Origin of the sequence: Bradyrhizobium sp. AUGA SZCCT0158 (assembly GCF_018130065.1) — a bacterium.
Taxonomy (GTDB): Bacteria; Pseudomonadota; Alphaproteobacteria; order Rhizobiales; family Xanthobacteraceae; genus Bradyrhizobium.
Genome location: NZ_JAFCME010000006.1, coordinates 202,305 through 217,422, shown reverse-complemented (window position 1 = coordinate 217,422; position 15,118 = coordinate 202,305). Strand labels below are relative to the sequence as shown.

The following is a 15,118-nucleotide window of genomic DNA, read 5'->3' as shown; positions in this document are numbered from 1 at the left end:
CCTCTAGGACTGACGGGACAAGACCTCTCGCGAAACGGCGCGACAGGCTGTACCATCTTTGCGGCGAAGTGTCCCGGCAGCCGGGATTGCGGGCCCGCTTGCACGATCACGCCTCCTCCGAATTAAAAACGATCATACGTTTTTTTAATAGAGCTGCAAGAGGATGGTCATGATTTTTGAGTTTTGCCAAAATGGCATGTTATGCCGTTGAAATTCCTCACATCTCATGCAATAAACATACGGTCGTTTGTATCTTTATAAGCGTCTCAATCTACTACCCCGAGGACCAGATGGCACGTACGATCGGCTCCTATGGCCCGAAGACGCTGGAAGCGATCCGCAAGGCCGGGCTACGCCTGATCTTCGAACAGGGCTATTCGGCGATGAGCCTGCGCGACCTCGCCGCCGAGGTCGGGATCCAGGTGGGATCGCTGTACAATCATATCAGCACCAAGCAGGAACTGCTGTTCGAACTGGTGCAGGACCACGTCAACGAGCTCATTCGTCAGCTCGATCTCGCGCTGGAAGGTAAGCAAGGTCCGGAGGAAAAGCTCCGCGCCTTCGTCGCATTCCACGTCACCTACCACATGAGCCGCAAGCGCGAGGTCTTCATCGCCAATTCCGAACTGCGCAGCCTGGAGCCGAAGAACTATGAGGCGATCGTGGCGCTGCGCAGCGCCTATGAGGCGCGGCTGGCGCGTATCCTCTCGGAGGGCGTTTCCGAAGGCGTCTTCGAAGTCGTCGATGTCAAGGTGGCGACGTTTGCGATCCTGGCGCTCCTGACCGGCCTCTGCACCTGGTACCGGCCGGGCGGACGCCTGACCAGGGACGCGATCATCGCCGCCCATGAGAAGCTGGTGCTGTCGGGCGTGTCGCCGCAGGCCGCGAGCGCCCCTGCCCGCAGCATCCGCAAGCCACGGCGGGTTGCAGCTGTCTAGCAGCGGCGGACTCCTGAGCGCGGACGAGCAGCCATGACAGCCAATCACAAGCTCGACGACATCGACCTGAGGATATTGTCCGAGCTTCAGAAGGATGGACGCATCCGGATCAACGAACTGGCCAGTCGTGTCGGCCTGTCCCTGCCGCCTTGCCTGCGGCGCGTACGATCCCTGCGCAGCCGCGGCGTGATCAAGGCGATCCGCGCCACGATCGACGAGAAGGTGCTCGGCTACGAGGTCGTGTCGTTCGTATCGATCCAGCTGGCGAGCCAGGCCAAGGCGACGCTGGAAGCGTTCGAAGCCTCGATCGCGGCCCTGCCGCTGGTTCTGCAAAGCTGGCGCATCTCGGGAGAAGCGGACTTTTTACTCAAATGCGTCGCGCCCGATGTCGAGGGGATGCATCAGCAGCTTCGGCAGTTCGCCGCCATGCCCGAGGTCCGGACTATCAGAAGCTTGCCGGTCCTTGGCGTCGCGAAGGATGCGCCTTTGCCGATCCCGGGGGACCCGACGCCCCGAACCGATCCCTAGCGCTTCAATGGGTTCAGCGCTTAGTTCAGGACTTAGTGGGTCCAGGGCTCGCCGCGCCGGAACGCGAAATTGTCGGCATAGGCGACTTGGCGGTGCGCGGAGTCCTTGGGCTCGATCACCTGGTAGGGAATGCCCTTGCGTTCGCAATAGGCCACCGCGTCTTCCTTGGTGTCGAAGTGGAGCGTGAGCTGCTGCTTCATGTCGCCGGATGAGGTCCAGCCCATCAACGGTTCGATCGCCCGGGGCTGCTCGGGCTCGTAGTCGAGCTGCCATTCCCGGGTCTTGGCCCTGCCCGATTGCATCGCGTTTTTGGCGGGCTTAAAAATGCGTGCGGTCATGGATGGTCGAACCTTCAGAGATGTGCGACTTAAAGACACGAGACTTGGAGACGTTTGGCGCAGACGGCCGGGATAGTATAGAGACACCTTTCAGGGATTTGATCGGTGATTCCATAACCCCGGATGTACCATTCCGGACCGGTATAGTCATTATGCTGCACTGTGACAATCTTCGTCCGCCCTGCGGCCCGCGTATGGTTCGAGGCCTGATTCAAGGCTTGGTCCGGCGGCGCGATCGTCCCGACAGCATCACATCGAAGCGGCTCCAATGAAAATCAACGCCACCCTGCCCGAAAAAGGACGCGACCTCCGGCTCGACCTGTTTCGCGGGGTTGCGAACTGGGCGATCTATCTGGATCACATCCCGGACAACGTGGTGAACTGGATCACGACCCGCAACTACGGCTTCAGCGACGCGGCCGACCTGTTCGTTTTCATTTCCGGATATACCGCCTCCTTCGTCTATGCCCGGATGATGCTCGACCGCGGCTTCATCGTCGGCGCCACGCGGCTGACCAAGCGCGTCTGGCAGCTCTACGTCGCCCACATCATCCTGTTCGTGATCTATATCGCCTCGATCAGCTACCTCGCGCTGCGGTTTGGCGATTCCGAGCTCGTCAACGAGTTCAACGTCGTCGGCCTGGTCGACAACGCGACCGAAACGTTGCGCCAGGGCCTGTTCCTGAAGTTCAAGCCGGTGAACCTCGACGTGCTGCCGCTCTACATCGTGCTGATGGGACTGTTCCCGCCGGTGCTGTGGATGATGCTGCGCCAGCCCAACTGGACCATGGTCGCCGCAATCGTGCTGTGGCTGGTGTCGCGGCAAACCGGCTGGAACCTGGCGGCCTACCCGACCGGAACCTGGTACTTCAACCCGTTCGCCTGGCAGGTGCTGTTCGTGTTCGGCTCCTGGTGCGCGCTCGGCGGCGCCCGGCGGTCGGCGGCGGTGATCAATCACCCGCTGACGCTGTATTTCTGTATCGCCTATCTGCTGTTGGCGCTGGTCATGACGATGGCCGGCAGGTTTCCGGATTTCGGAAACATGTTCCCGCATTGGCTCTATTCGATGTTCAATCCGAACGACAAGACCAATTTGGCGCCCTACCGCTTCATCCATTTCGTGGTGATCGTGATCATGGTGATCCGGTTCATCCCGAAGGATTGGCCGGCGCTGGAATGGAGAATATTCGATCCGCTGGTGGTCTGCGGCCAGCAATCGCTCGCGGTATTCTGCGTCGGCGTGTTCCTGTCGTTCGTCGGGCACTTCCAGCTGTCGCTGAGCTCCGGCTCGCTGTTCGCGCAGATCTTCGTCAGCGTGACCGGCATCGCGATCATGACGATCGTCGCCTACTATATTTCCTGGTCGAAACGGCAGGACAAGCCGTTGCCCAAGCCGGCGCCGAAAGCGGCCGCTTGATCGAAGCGGCTTGATCGGTGTCCCTCAACTTCCAGAACGGCCACCTTCAGGCCGACCGGGCGGTCGCTGACACCAGGTTCCTCACGTCGTCGTAGGTATCGACCAGCGGTCCGACGATCTTGTGCATGGCGGTCTTCGATACCACCGTGTCGTGCATGATCAGATGGTCGACCCCCGTGGTCAGGAAGCAGGCCACGGCATCGCGCGGCGTCTCGACGATCGGCTCGCCCTTGATGTTGTATGACGTGTTGATCAGCACGGGAACGCCGGTCAACGCATCGAACTCCTTCAACAACTGGTACAGCTTCGGATTGGTCGCTTCGCGCACGGTCTGGACGCGCGCCGTACCGTCGACATGCACGATCGCCGGTATCTTGTCGCGCCACTCAGGGCGCACCGGCTTCGCAAGCAGCATGAACGGCGAATCCGCGTCGCCCTCGAAAATATCCTTCATCCGCTCGGCCAATACGATCGGCGCGAACGGGCGGAACGCCTGCCGGTGCTTGACGCGGCTGTTCAGGATGTCCTTCATCTCGGGCTTGCGGGGATCGCCGAGCAGGCTGCGGTTGCCGAGCGCCCGCGGTCCGAACTCCGAGCCGCCCTGAAACCAGCCGATCACGCGCTGATCGGCGAGCAGCTTCGCGGTATCGCGGCAAACATTGTCGCTGCGTCTCGCGTCGATCTGGATACGCACCAGAAACCGCTGCAGCGCAGCCGCGACATCCGCATCGCTATAGGGCTTGCCGATATAGGAATGCTCCATGACAAAGTTGCGGCGCTGCTTCAGGATCTCGAGCCAGCCGTAATAGGCGCAGCCGATCGCAATGCCGTCATCGCCGGTCGCCGGCTGGATCCAGATATTGTCGAAACCGGCTTCACGGGCGAGCCGGCCATTGGCCACACAGTTCAGGGCGACACCACCGGCCATCGTCAGGTTCTTGGCCCCGGTGGTTTCGCGCAGCCAGCGCGCGCGGGCGAGCAGCACGTTCTCGGTGTCGTCCTGCACCCGCCAGGCCAGATCCTCCCAGTGCCGCATCGCCGGGCTCTTTTCCCAGTTGCTGCCGTCCTGGATGTAGGGCTGCTTGAGATCGGTGGTCCAGTGCGGCACCTGCAGCGTGCCGTCTTTCAGCCCCATCAGGCTCGCGACCGCGTTGTGGCGGCCATAGGGTGCGAGCCCCATCAGCTCGCCGCATTTATTCCAGTCGCCGAAAATGTAGGTCGACGCCCGGCTGTAGAGCGCGCCCATCCCCGGCATGTTGTAGAATTCATCGCTCAGGAAGCCGCGGTCCGGCTCCATGAAAACCTTCTTCAGGCATTCGATCGTCGATCCCTTGAACTTGTAATAGCTCTCGGATTCGCGCGCGAGCGGCGTTGCGGTGTCGCCCGAGGGATAGGACTCCATGACGTCGGACTGATAGCTGCCGACGCCATCGACGATCATCACCACGCCTTCCTCGAACGGCGATACCGCGAACGCGCTGTAGGCGTGCGCCAGATGGTGGGAGATCGTTACCACCTTCTCCGAGTGCGACAAATACAACGGGTGCTTGGCCGCGTCGTCCCGTTCAAATTCGGGAAGGAAGCCCGGCGCGTCAAAATAGACCAGCCGTTCTTCCATTTCCCCTACCGGCATGATGTAGCAATTGCGAACGATCAGATCGATGTCATCCAGCGTGATGCCTTCTGCCTCGAGGCAATAATCGATCACCTCCTTGTAGAAGCCGGACGCGTGCTTGACCCGCGTGATCCGCTCCTTGGCGATCGCGAATGCGATGGCGCCGTCGCGTAGCAGGCAGGCGCTCACGTCATGGTCGTAGGTGTTCAGGCCGAGAACGTAGGTGTGCTGTTTGGGCATGGATACTCTTTAAGGCGGGGGGACCGTCGTGCGCGAGATCGTGTCGACGTCAAGTTGCTGGCTTGGGCTTGCCTGATTTTTCTTGCCTGTTTTTTTGCCTGGTGTTCGGCTGGTTTGTCTTGCCGAATTTTCGTTTCGGTAATTCTGCAGTGCACAATCGTCGGACAGAAAGATGAACGAAGATGAACGAAGATGAACGGCGCAACGCGAGAATTCGTCGCAAGCCGGAGTGTAACTTGACCTTATCTTTCCGTCTTAATAAAGTCCCGAATTGCCGAAAGAACCTTAGTAAAGATATTATCTTAGCTCATCTGAACCAAAGGCATTTTCGAGCGTCTAAGTTTGATAATGCGGAAGTCCAGGTGGTTTAGAAAGTGACCGGGAGATTCTAGAATGGCTAAACGCTACAATATCCTGACGCGTTGTCTTGCAGCGCTCGCCTTGTTGTTCGTCTACGTCGCCAGCACGTCTGCCATTCTGGTAGGTGCAACGACGTCGCCGGCGGAAGCCCGCGGTGGACGAGGCCGTGGCGGCGGGTGGGGTCGCGGTGGCGGTCGTGGTTTCTATCGCGGCGGCGGCTGGGGTCGCGGCCGTGGTTATTATGGCCGGGGCCGGGGCTATGGCTTCTACGGTGTTCCCGTGGTTCGCGGCGGACCCCGCTGCTGGTGGAATGCGTACGGCGTTCGCGTCTGCAGGTATTACTGATATCGGATTGATCGGCGAAAATTTACGCACGGTCTAAACAATAATCAGGTGTGCCGGACAACCGGCGCGCCTTTTTCTTTGCCGCTAATTTGACACTTCCACTGAGCGGGCTGCGCTCAATCGACATGCGCGCTGTCGCGTTGCGGCGCGCGATCGCTGTTGTCAGTGTCAGCGCGCCGTCAGGATGAAGCCGCGGCGGCATCGGGCTGATCGACGAAACGGACTCACTCCCGCAGAAGCATCTGCCAACAAGCTCGGCGCAATTCCATCCTGAAATTCCTCTCGGCGTTTCTCGCTAGCGACGGATCTATCCGTCGAGAATAGCGACGGCCCGGGTCCAGCCCGCCGAAGCGCGTTCGATCTTCACCGGGAAGCAGGACACCGTGAACCCGGTTGATGGCAGTTGCTCGAGGTTGTGCAACTTCTCGATGTGGCAATAGCCGATGTGACGGCCGGCCTTGTGGCCTTCCCAGATCAGGCTGGCGTCCTTGGTCTCGGCATATTTCTTTGCGGTGTAGACGAACGGCGCATCCCAGCTCCAGCCGTCGATGCCGGTCAGCCGCACGCCGCGCTCCAGAAGATACATGGTCGCCTCATAGCCCATGCCGCAGCCCGAGGTGACGTAATCCTGCCGGCCGTATTTGACGCCGGCGCTGGTGTTGACCACCACGATTTCCAGCGGCGACAGGGTATGACCGATACGCTTGAGCTCGTTCTCCACGTCCTTGGCGGTCGCCACATAGCCGTCGGCAAAATGCCGGAAGTCGAGCTTCACCCCCGGCTGTAGGCACCATTCCAGCGGCACCTCGTCGATGGTCCAGGATCGCTCACCCCGGTTCATGGTGGGATGGAAGTGCCAGGGCGCATCCAGGTGCGTGCCGTTGTGGGTCGAGAGCTGCACCTGCTCGACCGCCCAGCCCTGCCCGTCCGGCAGATCTACGGCCTTCAGCCCGTCAAAGAACTGCAGCATGCGCGGCAGGCCCTGCTGGTGGTCGATGTACTGGATGGTCGGATGACCGCCCGGCGGATCGGCGGGTACATCGTTTTGCAGGGGAACGGAGATATCGATCAACTTGCGCGCCATTGGCGTTTCCTCGCTGAATGTTTTTGGTTCTTGTTGTGGTGGCGTGGTCGCGGCGGCCTATTGCCGTTCGACCCGGTTCTTCAGGATACCGATCTTTTCGACTTCAAGCTCGATGCTGTCGCCGTGTTCGAGATACCAGCCGAGTTCCAGTCCGCAGCCATTGCCGACCGTTCCGGAGCCGATGAATTCGCCGGGCATCAGCGTCTCGTCCCTGGTGACATGGGCGATAATCTCCTCGAATGAAAACAGCATTCCATCGGAAACCCCTTGCGAGCGCATCTTGCCGTTGACGCGCACTTCCATCTTCAATTTGTAGGGATCACCGAGCTCGTCGGGCGTGATGATCCACGGTCCCATTACATTGCCGCCATCGAAACTCTTGCCTTTTGCGGGGCCGAGCCGCCCCTCCATTTCGATACGCTGGGCGTCGCGCGCAGAAAAATCGTTGAAGATCGTAAAACCGAAGATGTGATCCTTGGCTTTCGCGGCGGAAATGTTGGCACCCTTGTTCTTGGTGATGATGCCGAATTCGCATTCATAATCCATCACCTGACTGTAGCGCGGCCACTTTACGGTGGTGTTGGTGCCGCGGACGCTGAAGCGGTTGGTAATGTAATAGATCGGCTGCTTGCGATAGACCTCCGGCAATTCGCCGAGCGGCTCGGCCTCGATCCGCGCCAGTTCCGCCATGTCGTTCCTGGCGCGTGCGGCGAGCTTGAGCTGGCCGCGCGGGGCCTGGAGAATGTGCAGCGGAAACGACATGCCGTCCCGCATCTGCCGCGGCTCCGGGATCGGGGCGAGGATATCGGCCGTTGCTGCGGATACCGACAGGGTTTCGTCCTTGCCGTGCTTGTCGAACACGGCCGACGCCTGTTCGAGCGCGCCTTCGCCGGCATCAATCAGGGCAAGCATGGAAACGAAGGCCGGATTGGCGGCGCCGTTCCGGCCGGCGGCCGCGGCCAGATCGAACAGTTTGCCGTCGCCGGAATGCACGATCCCGACCTTTTCCTGACCGCCGAATTTGAATGTTGCGAGTTTCATTTTTGCCGCCCTCTTGCTTTTGGATGAAATATATGATCGAAAAAAATATCGATAATCAAGCACCAAAAATGTAATCCGGGGAGATGGTGATGAAAACGATCCTAGCAACCCTTGCGGTCAGCCTGGCGCTGACGGGAGCTGCCGTCGCACAGGCCAAGATTCAGGTCGGCTGCACGGCGACGTCGGATTGCGCCTCCGCCATGGTGGCGATCGACGAAAGCATCTTCAAAAAGCATGGGCTCGATGTCGAGATGACGCCGATCGGCATCAATTCGAACATCCCCGCCGCGATCCTTTCCAACTCGATTCAGATCGGTGGACCAACCTCGACCGTGTTCCTGCAGGCCGTTGACGGCGGCCTCGACCTCGTCGCCATTGCCGGCGCGAGCGTGATGAGCCCGGTGAACCAGGACAGCATCGCCGCCTTCGTCCGCAACGGCATCACCATCAAGGAGCCAAAGGATTTCGTCGGCAAGAAAGTCGGCGCGCCCGGCCTCAACGCCTTCCTGCATGTGCTGTTCGTAAAGTGGCTGGTGGACAAAGGTGTCGATCCCAGACGCGTCAATTTCGTCGAGGTCACCTTCCCGACCATGTCCGACATCATCAAATCAGGCGGCGTCGATGCCGTGCTGACCGCCGAGCCGTTCGTGACGCGTATGCTCAACGCAGGATTGGGCTCGGTCGGCGCGCGTTATGCGGTCGAACTCGCGCGCACCGAGCCGATCATTTTCTACGCGGCATCCCGCGAATGGGCCGACAAGAACGCCGTCGCGATCAAGAAATTTCGCGATGCGATCGCTGAATCCGCGCTGATCGTCAATGGCGATCGCGAAAAGGCCTCCGCGTCGATTGCCAAATTCACCAAGCAGCCGATCGAATTGGTCAAGGCGACGCCCCCGAACCAATCCGAGCCGGTGCTCAAGCCCGAGCAGTTGAGCTGGTGGATCGAGGTAATGTCGTCGCAGAAAATGCTGCAATCCAGGCTCGATACCGCCAAACTGGTTCTGAAGTGAGGCTGTTGCAATGTCGACTACCGAGCGCAATTCGAGCCAACCCGCGACTGAGGCCGCAACTTTAAGCGAGCGCGCAGCCACGCTGGTCGAGCACGACATACTGGCCGGGCATCTCGCGCCGGGATCGCGGCTTGGGATCGTCGATCTGGTTCAGCGCTATGAGATCGGCGCGACGCCGCTGCGCGAAGGTTTGTCGCGGCTGATGTCGCGCGGGCTGATCGTCGGAACCGGACAGCGCGGCTTTCGTGTTGCCGACGTCAGCCGCGAAGACCTGCACGATATCACCGTGATGCGGACCGCGGTCGAGATCGAGGCGATCAAGCTGGCGATCACCCATGGCGACGATGCCTGGGAGGCCGGCATTGTCAGCACGCTGCACCAAATGCGCCGGCACATCGAGCGGACCGGCGATGAATTCCGCGAAGGCGCCGAGGACTTCGACCGGCTGCACAAGGGTTTCCACACCGCGCTTCTGACCGGCTGCGGCTCCAGGCGGCTGCTGGCCGCGCATTCCGATCTCTACGACCAAGCCTACCGCTACCGCCGCGTGATGATGCGCTCCCTCGACAGCGGCAAGAAGTTCGTACGCGTCCACCAATTGCTTGCCGACCGCGTTCTTTCCCGCGATATCGCCGGCGCGCAGGCGATGCTGGAGGCGCATCTGCGTTCGACGATCGACATCGTCTACCCCAATGGAAGCGAGAGCTGACGCCATGGCAAACGCCGCAAAACGCTTCGAAGTCATTCCCGGCCAACCGAGACCGCAGATCGCGTTCACGGACGTTACGCTCCAGCTCGGCGGCAAGACCATCATCGAGAATTTGAGCCTTGGCGTCCGGCCCGGCGAATTCCTCTGCGTCGTCGGTGCGTCCGGTTGCGGCAAGACCACCGCGCTGCGGCTGGCGGCGGGGCTCTACCAGCCGACCAGCGGCAGGGTGGATTTCGACGGCCAGCTGATGCTGCATCCGCGGCGCGAGATCGCCATCGTCTTCCAGGATTACGGCAAGGCGCTGCTGCCGTGGCGCACCGCGGCCGGCAATGTGTCGCTGGCGCTCGAAGCGGGCGGGATGCCCGCCGCCGAGCGCCCTGCCCGCATCGAGGAATTGCTGCGCACGGTGGGCCTGCCCGGCCATGCCGGAAAATATCCCGCCGAAATGTCCGGCGGCATGCAGCAGCGGCTGCAGATCGCGCGCTGCCTCGCGCAGGAGCCGAAGACGCTGCTGATGGACGAACCATTCGGCGCGCTTGATGCGATGACACGGCAGGGCTTGCAGGACGAGGTGCTGGCACTGGTGGCTGCAAGCGGCGCAACCGTGATCTTCGTGACGCATGATCTGGACGAAGCCATCTATCTCGGCGACCGCGTCATCGGCCTGTTGCCGCATCCCGGAAGGATCGGCATTGAGCTTGCGGTCAATCTGCCGCGGCCGCGCGATCAGCTTTCGACCCGCGAACACCCGGAATTTCTGCGGCTGCGGCGGCAGCTGTTCGACTTCATCAAGGCGGCCGAACAGTGACGACGGATAGGGCCAAGGAAAAAGCCAAGGCGCTGCTGCTGCCGCTAGCGGTACTGCTTGCCTTCGAGGCCTGGGCGCGCGCGACCCATCTGCAAAGCGACAGCCTGGCGCCACCAAGCGAAATCATCATGGCGCTCGCCGGCGCCTTTGCAGACTTCTCCATCCTCACAGCAACGCGTGACACGCTGTTCTCGGCCTTTGCGGGCCTCGCGATCGGCACCGTCATCGGGCTGGCGCTCGGCATTGCCTTCGGGATTTCAGACACGCTCAACCGCCTGATGGAGGTGACGGTCGAGGCTGTCAGGCCGATCCCGTCGATCGCCTTGCTGCCGATCGCGCTGATTGCGCTCGGGTTCGGCTATCGCATGGAAATCGTGATCGTGGCGTTCGCCTGCGTCTGGCCGATTCTGATCCTGAGCCGGGCGGCGGTACGCAGTATCGAACCGCGGCTGATGGAAGTGTCGCGGGCGCTGCGGCTACCCGCTGCGCAGCGGGTCTGGAAGATCATCATCCCCGCCGCGCTGCCGCGGATCTTCGTGGCGTTCCGGCTGTCGGCCGGTATCGCGCTGATCGTCGCCGTCACAGTCGAAATCGCGATCAATCCGCTGGGGCTGGGCGCCGGGATCATGCTGGCGCAGCAGGCGCTGCGGCCCGACCTGATGCTGGCCTATCTGGTCTGGATCGGCGCCATCGGTTACGCGCTGAATATCCTGCTGGTGGTGGCGCAGCACCGCCTGTTCGGCCGCGCCGCGTTGAGCGGAGACAGCGCATGAACCGCAACGCGACTGTCTGGCTATGGCGCGCCGCAAGCTTTGCGGTCGCCGCCTCCTTCATTGCGCTGTGGCAATTGATTGCCAATTTGAAACTGGTCTCGCCGGTGTTCCTGCCGGGCCCGGACCGGGCCTGGACCTCGCTGGTGCGTGGATTTTCCAACGGCGATCTCGGGAACAAGCTCGCAGGTACGCTCGAGCACATGGCTTATGGCTGGCTCGCCGCATCGATCGCCGGCATCGCGATCGGCGCGATCATCGGCTCGTCGCGGATAATGCGGACCTATGTGGCGCCGTCGCTGGAGTTTCTGCGGCCGTTGCCGGTATCGGCCATCATCCCGGTCGCGATTGCGATGCTGGGGCTGACCCAGGCCATGGCGCTGTTCGTGATCGCGTTCGGCGCGATCTGGCCGATCATGCTGGCGACCATTCATGGTTTTGCCGCAGTCGAGCCGCGGCTCTACGAGGTGGCGCGGTCACTGCAGATGTCCAGACTGGCTGTGATATTCAAGGTCGCGCTGCCGTCGGCCAGTCCCGACATTCTGGCCGGCATGCGCCTTAGCCTGACGGTGGCGCTGATCCTCTCCGTGGTCTGCGAAATCCTCGCCGGCCTCGACGGTCTCGGCCATTGGGTGCTGCTCTCGGCCAGAGCCTTCCGCTCGGCTGATCTGTTCGCCGGCGTCATCCTGCTCGGCCTGACCGGCTACGTAACGTCGGTGGCGATGTCGATGGCCGAACACCGCCTGCTGGCGTGGCAGGCCGCGCAGCGCTGATATCCGTCTAAAGGAACGCGGGCGCTTGCAATCAAAAATAACCAGTAAATTCAAACGGTTATTGGTCGGGGCAGCTGGATTCGAACCAACGACCTGCAGTACCCAAAACTGCCGCGCTACCAGGCTGCGCTATACCCCGATTGGTGCTGGGAATGGACACGTCGATACACGCTTGGGGGCCCGCCAGCAAGGCGCTGGGCGGCCTGGCGTCGGCTCTGGCCGGGGGCCGTGCTAACTTTGCATGGGGTTGTTTTTGATATTTTGTGTCCAGGCCCTGCAGCGGACCGCCCATGGCGCGCCGAACGGGCGCAGCAACGCGCTGGCGGCCCTATGCCCTATCGGCCGTTGAACAGGGGATGGGCCACCCGGTCACCGGGCCTGATGCCGTATTTTTGCGCCGTGCCGGCGATCACCTCCAGCACGCCCTTGGCGAGCCCGCCCGACGAGATGATCTTGGTCGACATAGGCTCGGTATTCTCCGCGATCCGCAGGATGCGGCCGTCGGCGCGGATGAAGATCATGTCGAGCGAGATGTAGGTGTTCTTCATCCACATCGATATCTGCTGTTCGGGCGAGAAATCGAACAGCATGCCTTTGCCGTCGGGCAATTCCTTGCGGTGCATCAGCCCCGTGGTCTTCTCCTCTTCGGTCGTCGCCATCTCGACCGAGAACACCTGCACGCCGGATTTGGTGACGATCTCGAGCGGCTGAATGCTGGCGGCCTGCGCGGCTGGGCTTGCGCCGAGGCTAACGAGCAGGCCCAGCGCTGCGAGCAGCGACGCCGTCAGCCGCCCGCGCAAGACGGGCGCAACCATCGAAACCAAATTCATCACAACACTCACGCCGGACACCAGGATGATCCAGGGGGATTTAGGCTATTGCCAGGAAATCCTAACCCGATGATTGCGGCAAAGGCCAGAGGCCGGCGCACGCGCAGCCACCGACCGGCTCACGATTCCGTCAGGTGACAGGCCGGACAGCGGATACGGGCAGTTAGTGCGACGACAGTGCCGACGGCCCGGTCTCGGGGTGGATCTCCGCGGCCATCATGCCCTTGGAGCCGGGCCCGAACCGCACCAGCACGTACTGGCCAGGCCGCAGCTCGGTCATGCCGAAGCGGCGCAGCGTTTCCATATGCACGAAGATGTCGGGCGTCCCTTCGCCGCAGGTCAGGAAGCCGAAACCGCGCAGCCGGTTGAACCATTTGACCTGTGCGCGCTCCAGACCTGAGGTCGGCGTAACGCTGACATGGGTTCGCGGCGGCAGCATCTGCGCCGGATGGATCGCAGTGGACTCGTCCATCGAGACGATGCGGAAGGCCTGATAGCCCTTGGCGCGTTGCACACATTCGACCACAAGCCGCGCACCTTCATACGCGGTCTGATAGCCATCGCGGCGCAGCACCGTGACGTGCAGCAGCACGTCGGGCCAGCCATTGTCGGGAACGATGAAGCCGTAGCCTTTCGAGGCATCGAACCATTTGATGACGCCGGATATTTCGACCAGGTTCGCAGCAGTTTCGCCGAGACCAGAAAGAGCATCCATCCCCGGATCGCGCTCGGCGCCGGCAGAATATTCACCTGGTCCAAGCCTGTTCTGCCCTGTCCCGCCTGACGGCGGCCCCCCGAGCTTCTTGGACTCAAATCCGTCCGACCCCATGACCCCGGACCTCACACATTCAAATGCGGTCCGCTATCGCCGTAGCGGACCGGAACACGCGCCCATCCATGACCACTCATGATAACGCCGCGCGAATCTCTCGAATCAAAAGATAACACTCCCGCATGCGGCGCATAGCTAAAAAAACAATTCAGGCGGGAACTATGAACAGGCTTGCAAGCCTCGAATCAATTGCAGTTCAATTGCCTACAAACGGTCCAAGCGTCTCTCCGATGTCGTGCCGGATCACGAGATCGGCGACATCGTCCTGTTCCGTCGGCTCGTTATTGATGATGACGAGCTTGGCGCCGCAGTTCTTGGCCATCAGCGGAAAACCTGCGGCCGGCCAAACGACTAGCGAGGATCCGATGGCGAGGAACAGGTCGCAATGCTGGGCCAGTTCCGTGGCGCGGCGCATCGCGTCTTCCGGCATTGCCTGTCCAAACGAAATGGTCGCGGTCTTGACCGGTTCGTCGCAAACCGTGCAATCGGGCGCGCTGCCGGTCTCGTCAAAGCGCGCCTTGACCCAGGGCAGATCGTAGGCCTGCCCGCAGCCGATGCAGCGGGCGTAGGTGGTGTTGCCGTGCAGTTCGACCACGTCGTCGGCCTTGAAACCGGACGTCTGGTGCAGATTGTCGATGTTCTGGGTGATGATCGCGGGGATTTTGCCGGCCTTGTAGAGCGAGGCCAGCGCCCGGTGTCCACGGCCGGGCTTCGCCGCGGCAAAGGTCGGCTCCATCGCAAAGCGCCGCCGCCAGGCCTCGTCACGGGCCTCGGAACTGGCGACGAACTCGTCGAACGGAATCGGACGATTGCGAGTCCACAATCCGCCAGGCGAGCGGAAATCGGGAATGCCGCATTCGGTCGAGATGCCGGCGCCGGTAAAGGGAACGATGGACGATGCCTCGGCGATCATGTTGCCGAGCTGTTCGACGCCGCTGCGAAGGTCTGGTGCGATCACGTCAACATCCGATTTTCAAAGCGTTTCCAGGCGGAAGCCTGCCCCGCAACGGAAAACACGTCAAACAAAATTGGCCGCGCCGACGGTAGCGCGGCCAATCGGATCGGCTGTTCGGTCAGCCCCCGCACAACCGAACATCAGCCGCGCCATCAAGCAGGCATCATCAAGCGGCTTTGGCGACGGGTTCCTTGGGTTCCCGCACTTCTTCGGTCTTCTTGACCTTGGCGACGGGCGCGCTCTCCGTTTTCTTCGCAGGCTTGCCGTATTGCGCGAGTTTTTCCAGTTCCGCATCGAGCTCGGCGCGGCGTGCGGCGACCTTCTCGAACAGCTTGTCGGTGGCGTGCTCGCGCAGTGCTGCGAGTTCTTCGATGCTCAGTGAATCCAGATCGATCTTTGCCATGGGAACCTCCGATTTGCTCGTCGCTACCGGGAAGGTGCGCACGCAACAAGCGGCGCGCGGGCCTTATCCACCGCCTTCGCTTCGCAAACAGACGACCACAATCTCGCAACGTGGCTTCC

At 61.6% G+C, this 15,118-nt stretch carries 17 protein-coding genes and 1 tRNA gene; 9 read left to right on the top strand and 9 right to left on the bottom strand.

All coding sequences use genetic code 11. The features are described 5' to 3' along the window. The first annotated feature begins 290 nt into the window (after nucleotides 1-290). Together JQ574_RS11290 and JQ574_RS11285 are read left to right on the top strand one after the other, a co-directional pair. Nucleotides 291-938 carry a TetR/AcrR family transcriptional regulator gene (locus tag JQ574_RS11290; protein WP_212209451.1) on the top strand — a complete coding sequence of 216 codons (648 nt, stop codon included), beginning with the start codon at nucleotides 291-293 and terminating at the stop codon, nucleotides 936-938. 33 nt (nucleotides 939-971) lie between these two features. Next, the gene (locus JQ574_RS11285) at nucleotides 972-1,466 is read left to right on the top strand and encodes an Lrp/AsnC family transcriptional regulator (RefSeq protein WP_212209450.1); all 495 of its coding nucleotides are present in this window, start codon (nucleotides 972-974) and stop codon (nucleotides 1,464-1,466) included. A 32-nt stretch (nucleotides 1,467-1,498) separates the two neighbouring features. Here JQ574_RS11285 and JQ574_RS11280 read toward each other — a convergent pair whose 3' ends face one another. Then, a complete protein-coding gene (locus JQ574_RS11280; RefSeq protein WP_212209449.1) occupies nucleotides 1,499-1,804 on the bottom strand; it encodes an ETC complex I subunit in 306 nt (101 codons plus the stop codon). Nucleotides 1,805-2,072: 268 nt separating this feature from the next. Here JQ574_RS11280 and JQ574_RS11275 point away from each other — a divergent pair, with 268 nt between their 5' ends. Beyond that, nucleotides 2,073-3,221 carry an OpgC domain-containing protein gene (locus tag JQ574_RS11275; RefSeq protein ID WP_212209448.1) on the top strand — a complete coding sequence of 383 codons (1,149 nt, stop codon included), beginning with the start codon at nucleotides 2,073-2,075 and terminating at the stop codon, nucleotides 3,219-3,221. Nucleotides 3,222-3,267: 46 nt separating this feature from the next. Here the strand turns inward: JQ574_RS11275 and JQ574_RS11270 are convergent, their stop codons facing one another. Then, nucleotides 3,268-5,076, bottom strand: a complete 1,809-nt coding sequence (locus tag JQ574_RS11270; protein WP_212209447.1) for a carbamoyltransferase C-terminal domain-containing protein — start codon at nucleotides 5,074-5,076, stop codon at nucleotides 3,268-3,270. 393 nt (nucleotides 5,077-5,469) lie between these two features. On the opposite strand from JQ574_RS11270, the gene JQ574_RS11265 reads away from it, so the two are divergent. Beyond that, complete coding sequence (locus JQ574_RS11265) at nucleotides 5,470-5,781, top strand: hypothetical protein (protein WP_212209446.1); 312 nt, start codon at nucleotides 5,470-5,472, stop codon at nucleotides 5,779-5,781. Between the two features lie 307 nt (nucleotides 5,782-6,088). Here the strand turns inward: JQ574_RS11265 and JQ574_RS11260 are convergent, their stop codons facing one another. Together JQ574_RS11260 and JQ574_RS11255 are read right to left on the bottom strand one after the other, a co-directional pair. Beyond that, nucleotides 6,089-6,865, bottom strand: coding sequence for a cyclase family protein (locus JQ574_RS11260; RefSeq protein ID WP_212383526.1), 777 nt, complete (start codon nucleotides 6,863-6,865; stop codon nucleotides 6,089-6,091). A 57-nt stretch (nucleotides 6,866-6,922) separates the two neighbouring features. Beyond that, nucleotides 6,923-7,906 carry a fumarylacetoacetate hydrolase family protein gene (locus JQ574_RS11255; RefSeq protein WP_212209444.1) on the bottom strand — a complete coding sequence of 328 codons (984 nt, stop codon included), beginning with the start codon at nucleotides 7,904-7,906 and terminating at the stop codon, nucleotides 6,923-6,925. 89 nt (nucleotides 7,907-7,995) lie between these two features. Here JQ574_RS11255 and JQ574_RS11250 point away from each other — a divergent pair, with 89 nt between their 5' ends. From JQ574_RS11250 to JQ574_RS11230, 5 genes are read left to right on the top strand one after another with little or no spacing between them, the layout of a single operon-like run. Next, nucleotides 7,996-8,919, top strand: coding sequence for an ABC transporter substrate-binding protein (locus JQ574_RS11250; protein ID WP_212209443.1), 924 nt, complete (start codon nucleotides 7,996-7,998; stop codon nucleotides 8,917-8,919). Between the two features lie 10 nt (nucleotides 8,920-8,929). Continuing rightward, on the top strand, nucleotides 8,930-9,628 hold the full coding sequence (locus tag JQ574_RS11245) for a GntR family transcriptional regulator (RefSeq protein ID WP_212209442.1): 699 nt from the start codon (nucleotides 8,930-8,932) through the stop codon (nucleotides 9,626-9,628). A gap of 4 nt (nucleotides 9,629-9,632) precedes the next feature. Next, a complete protein-coding gene (locus tag JQ574_RS11240) occupies nucleotides 9,633-10,436 on the top strand; it encodes an ABC transporter ATP-binding protein (RefSeq protein ID WP_212209441.1) in 804 nt (267 codons plus the stop codon). After that, complete coding sequence (locus JQ574_RS11235; protein WP_212209440.1) at nucleotides 10,433-11,209, top strand: ABC transporter permease; 777 nt, start codon at nucleotides 10,433-10,435, stop codon at nucleotides 11,207-11,209. Before JQ574_RS11240 ends, JQ574_RS11235 begins: the two co-directional genes overlap by 4 nt. Beyond that, nucleotides 11,206-11,979 (top strand): ABC transporter permease, encoded by a 774-nt coding sequence (locus JQ574_RS11230; RefSeq protein ID WP_212209439.1) that lies wholly within the window; start codon nucleotides 11,206-11,208, stop codon nucleotides 11,977-11,979. The genes JQ574_RS11235 and JQ574_RS11230 overlap by 4 nt, the downstream gene beginning before the upstream one ends. A gap of 62 nt (nucleotides 11,980-12,041) precedes the next feature. On the opposite strand, the gene JQ574_RS11225 is transcribed toward JQ574_RS11230, so the two are convergent. The 5 genes from JQ574_RS11225 to JQ574_RS11205 form a co-directional block, all read right to left on the bottom strand. Next, nucleotides 12,042-12,118: transfer RNA gene (locus JQ574_RS11225), tRNA-Pro, on the bottom strand. Between the two features lie 196 nt (nucleotides 12,119-12,314). Continuing rightward, the gene (locus JQ574_RS11220; protein ID WP_212209438.1) at nucleotides 12,315-12,809 is read right to left on the bottom strand and encodes a DUF192 domain-containing protein; all 495 of its coding nucleotides are present in this window, start codon (nucleotides 12,807-12,809) and stop codon (nucleotides 12,315-12,317) included. A gap of 163 nt (nucleotides 12,810-12,972) precedes the next feature. Continuing rightward, entirely contained in the window at nucleotides 12,973-13,638 is a 666-nt protein-coding gene (locus tag JQ574_RS11215; protein ID WP_212209437.1) for a cold-shock protein, read from the bottom strand. Nucleotides 13,639-13,837: 199 nt separating this feature from the next. Continuing rightward, nucleotides 13,838-14,599 (bottom strand): Sir2 family NAD-dependent protein deacetylase, encoded by a 762-nt coding sequence (locus JQ574_RS11210; RefSeq protein ID WP_212209436.1) that lies wholly within the window; start codon nucleotides 14,597-14,599, stop codon nucleotides 13,838-13,840. A 163-nt stretch (nucleotides 14,600-14,762) separates the two neighbouring features. Next, nucleotides 14,763-14,999 (bottom strand): hypothetical protein, encoded by a 237-nt coding sequence (locus JQ574_RS11205; RefSeq protein WP_212209435.1) that lies wholly within the window; start codon nucleotides 14,997-14,999, stop codon nucleotides 14,763-14,765. Nucleotides 15,000-15,118 lie beyond the last annotated feature (119 nt).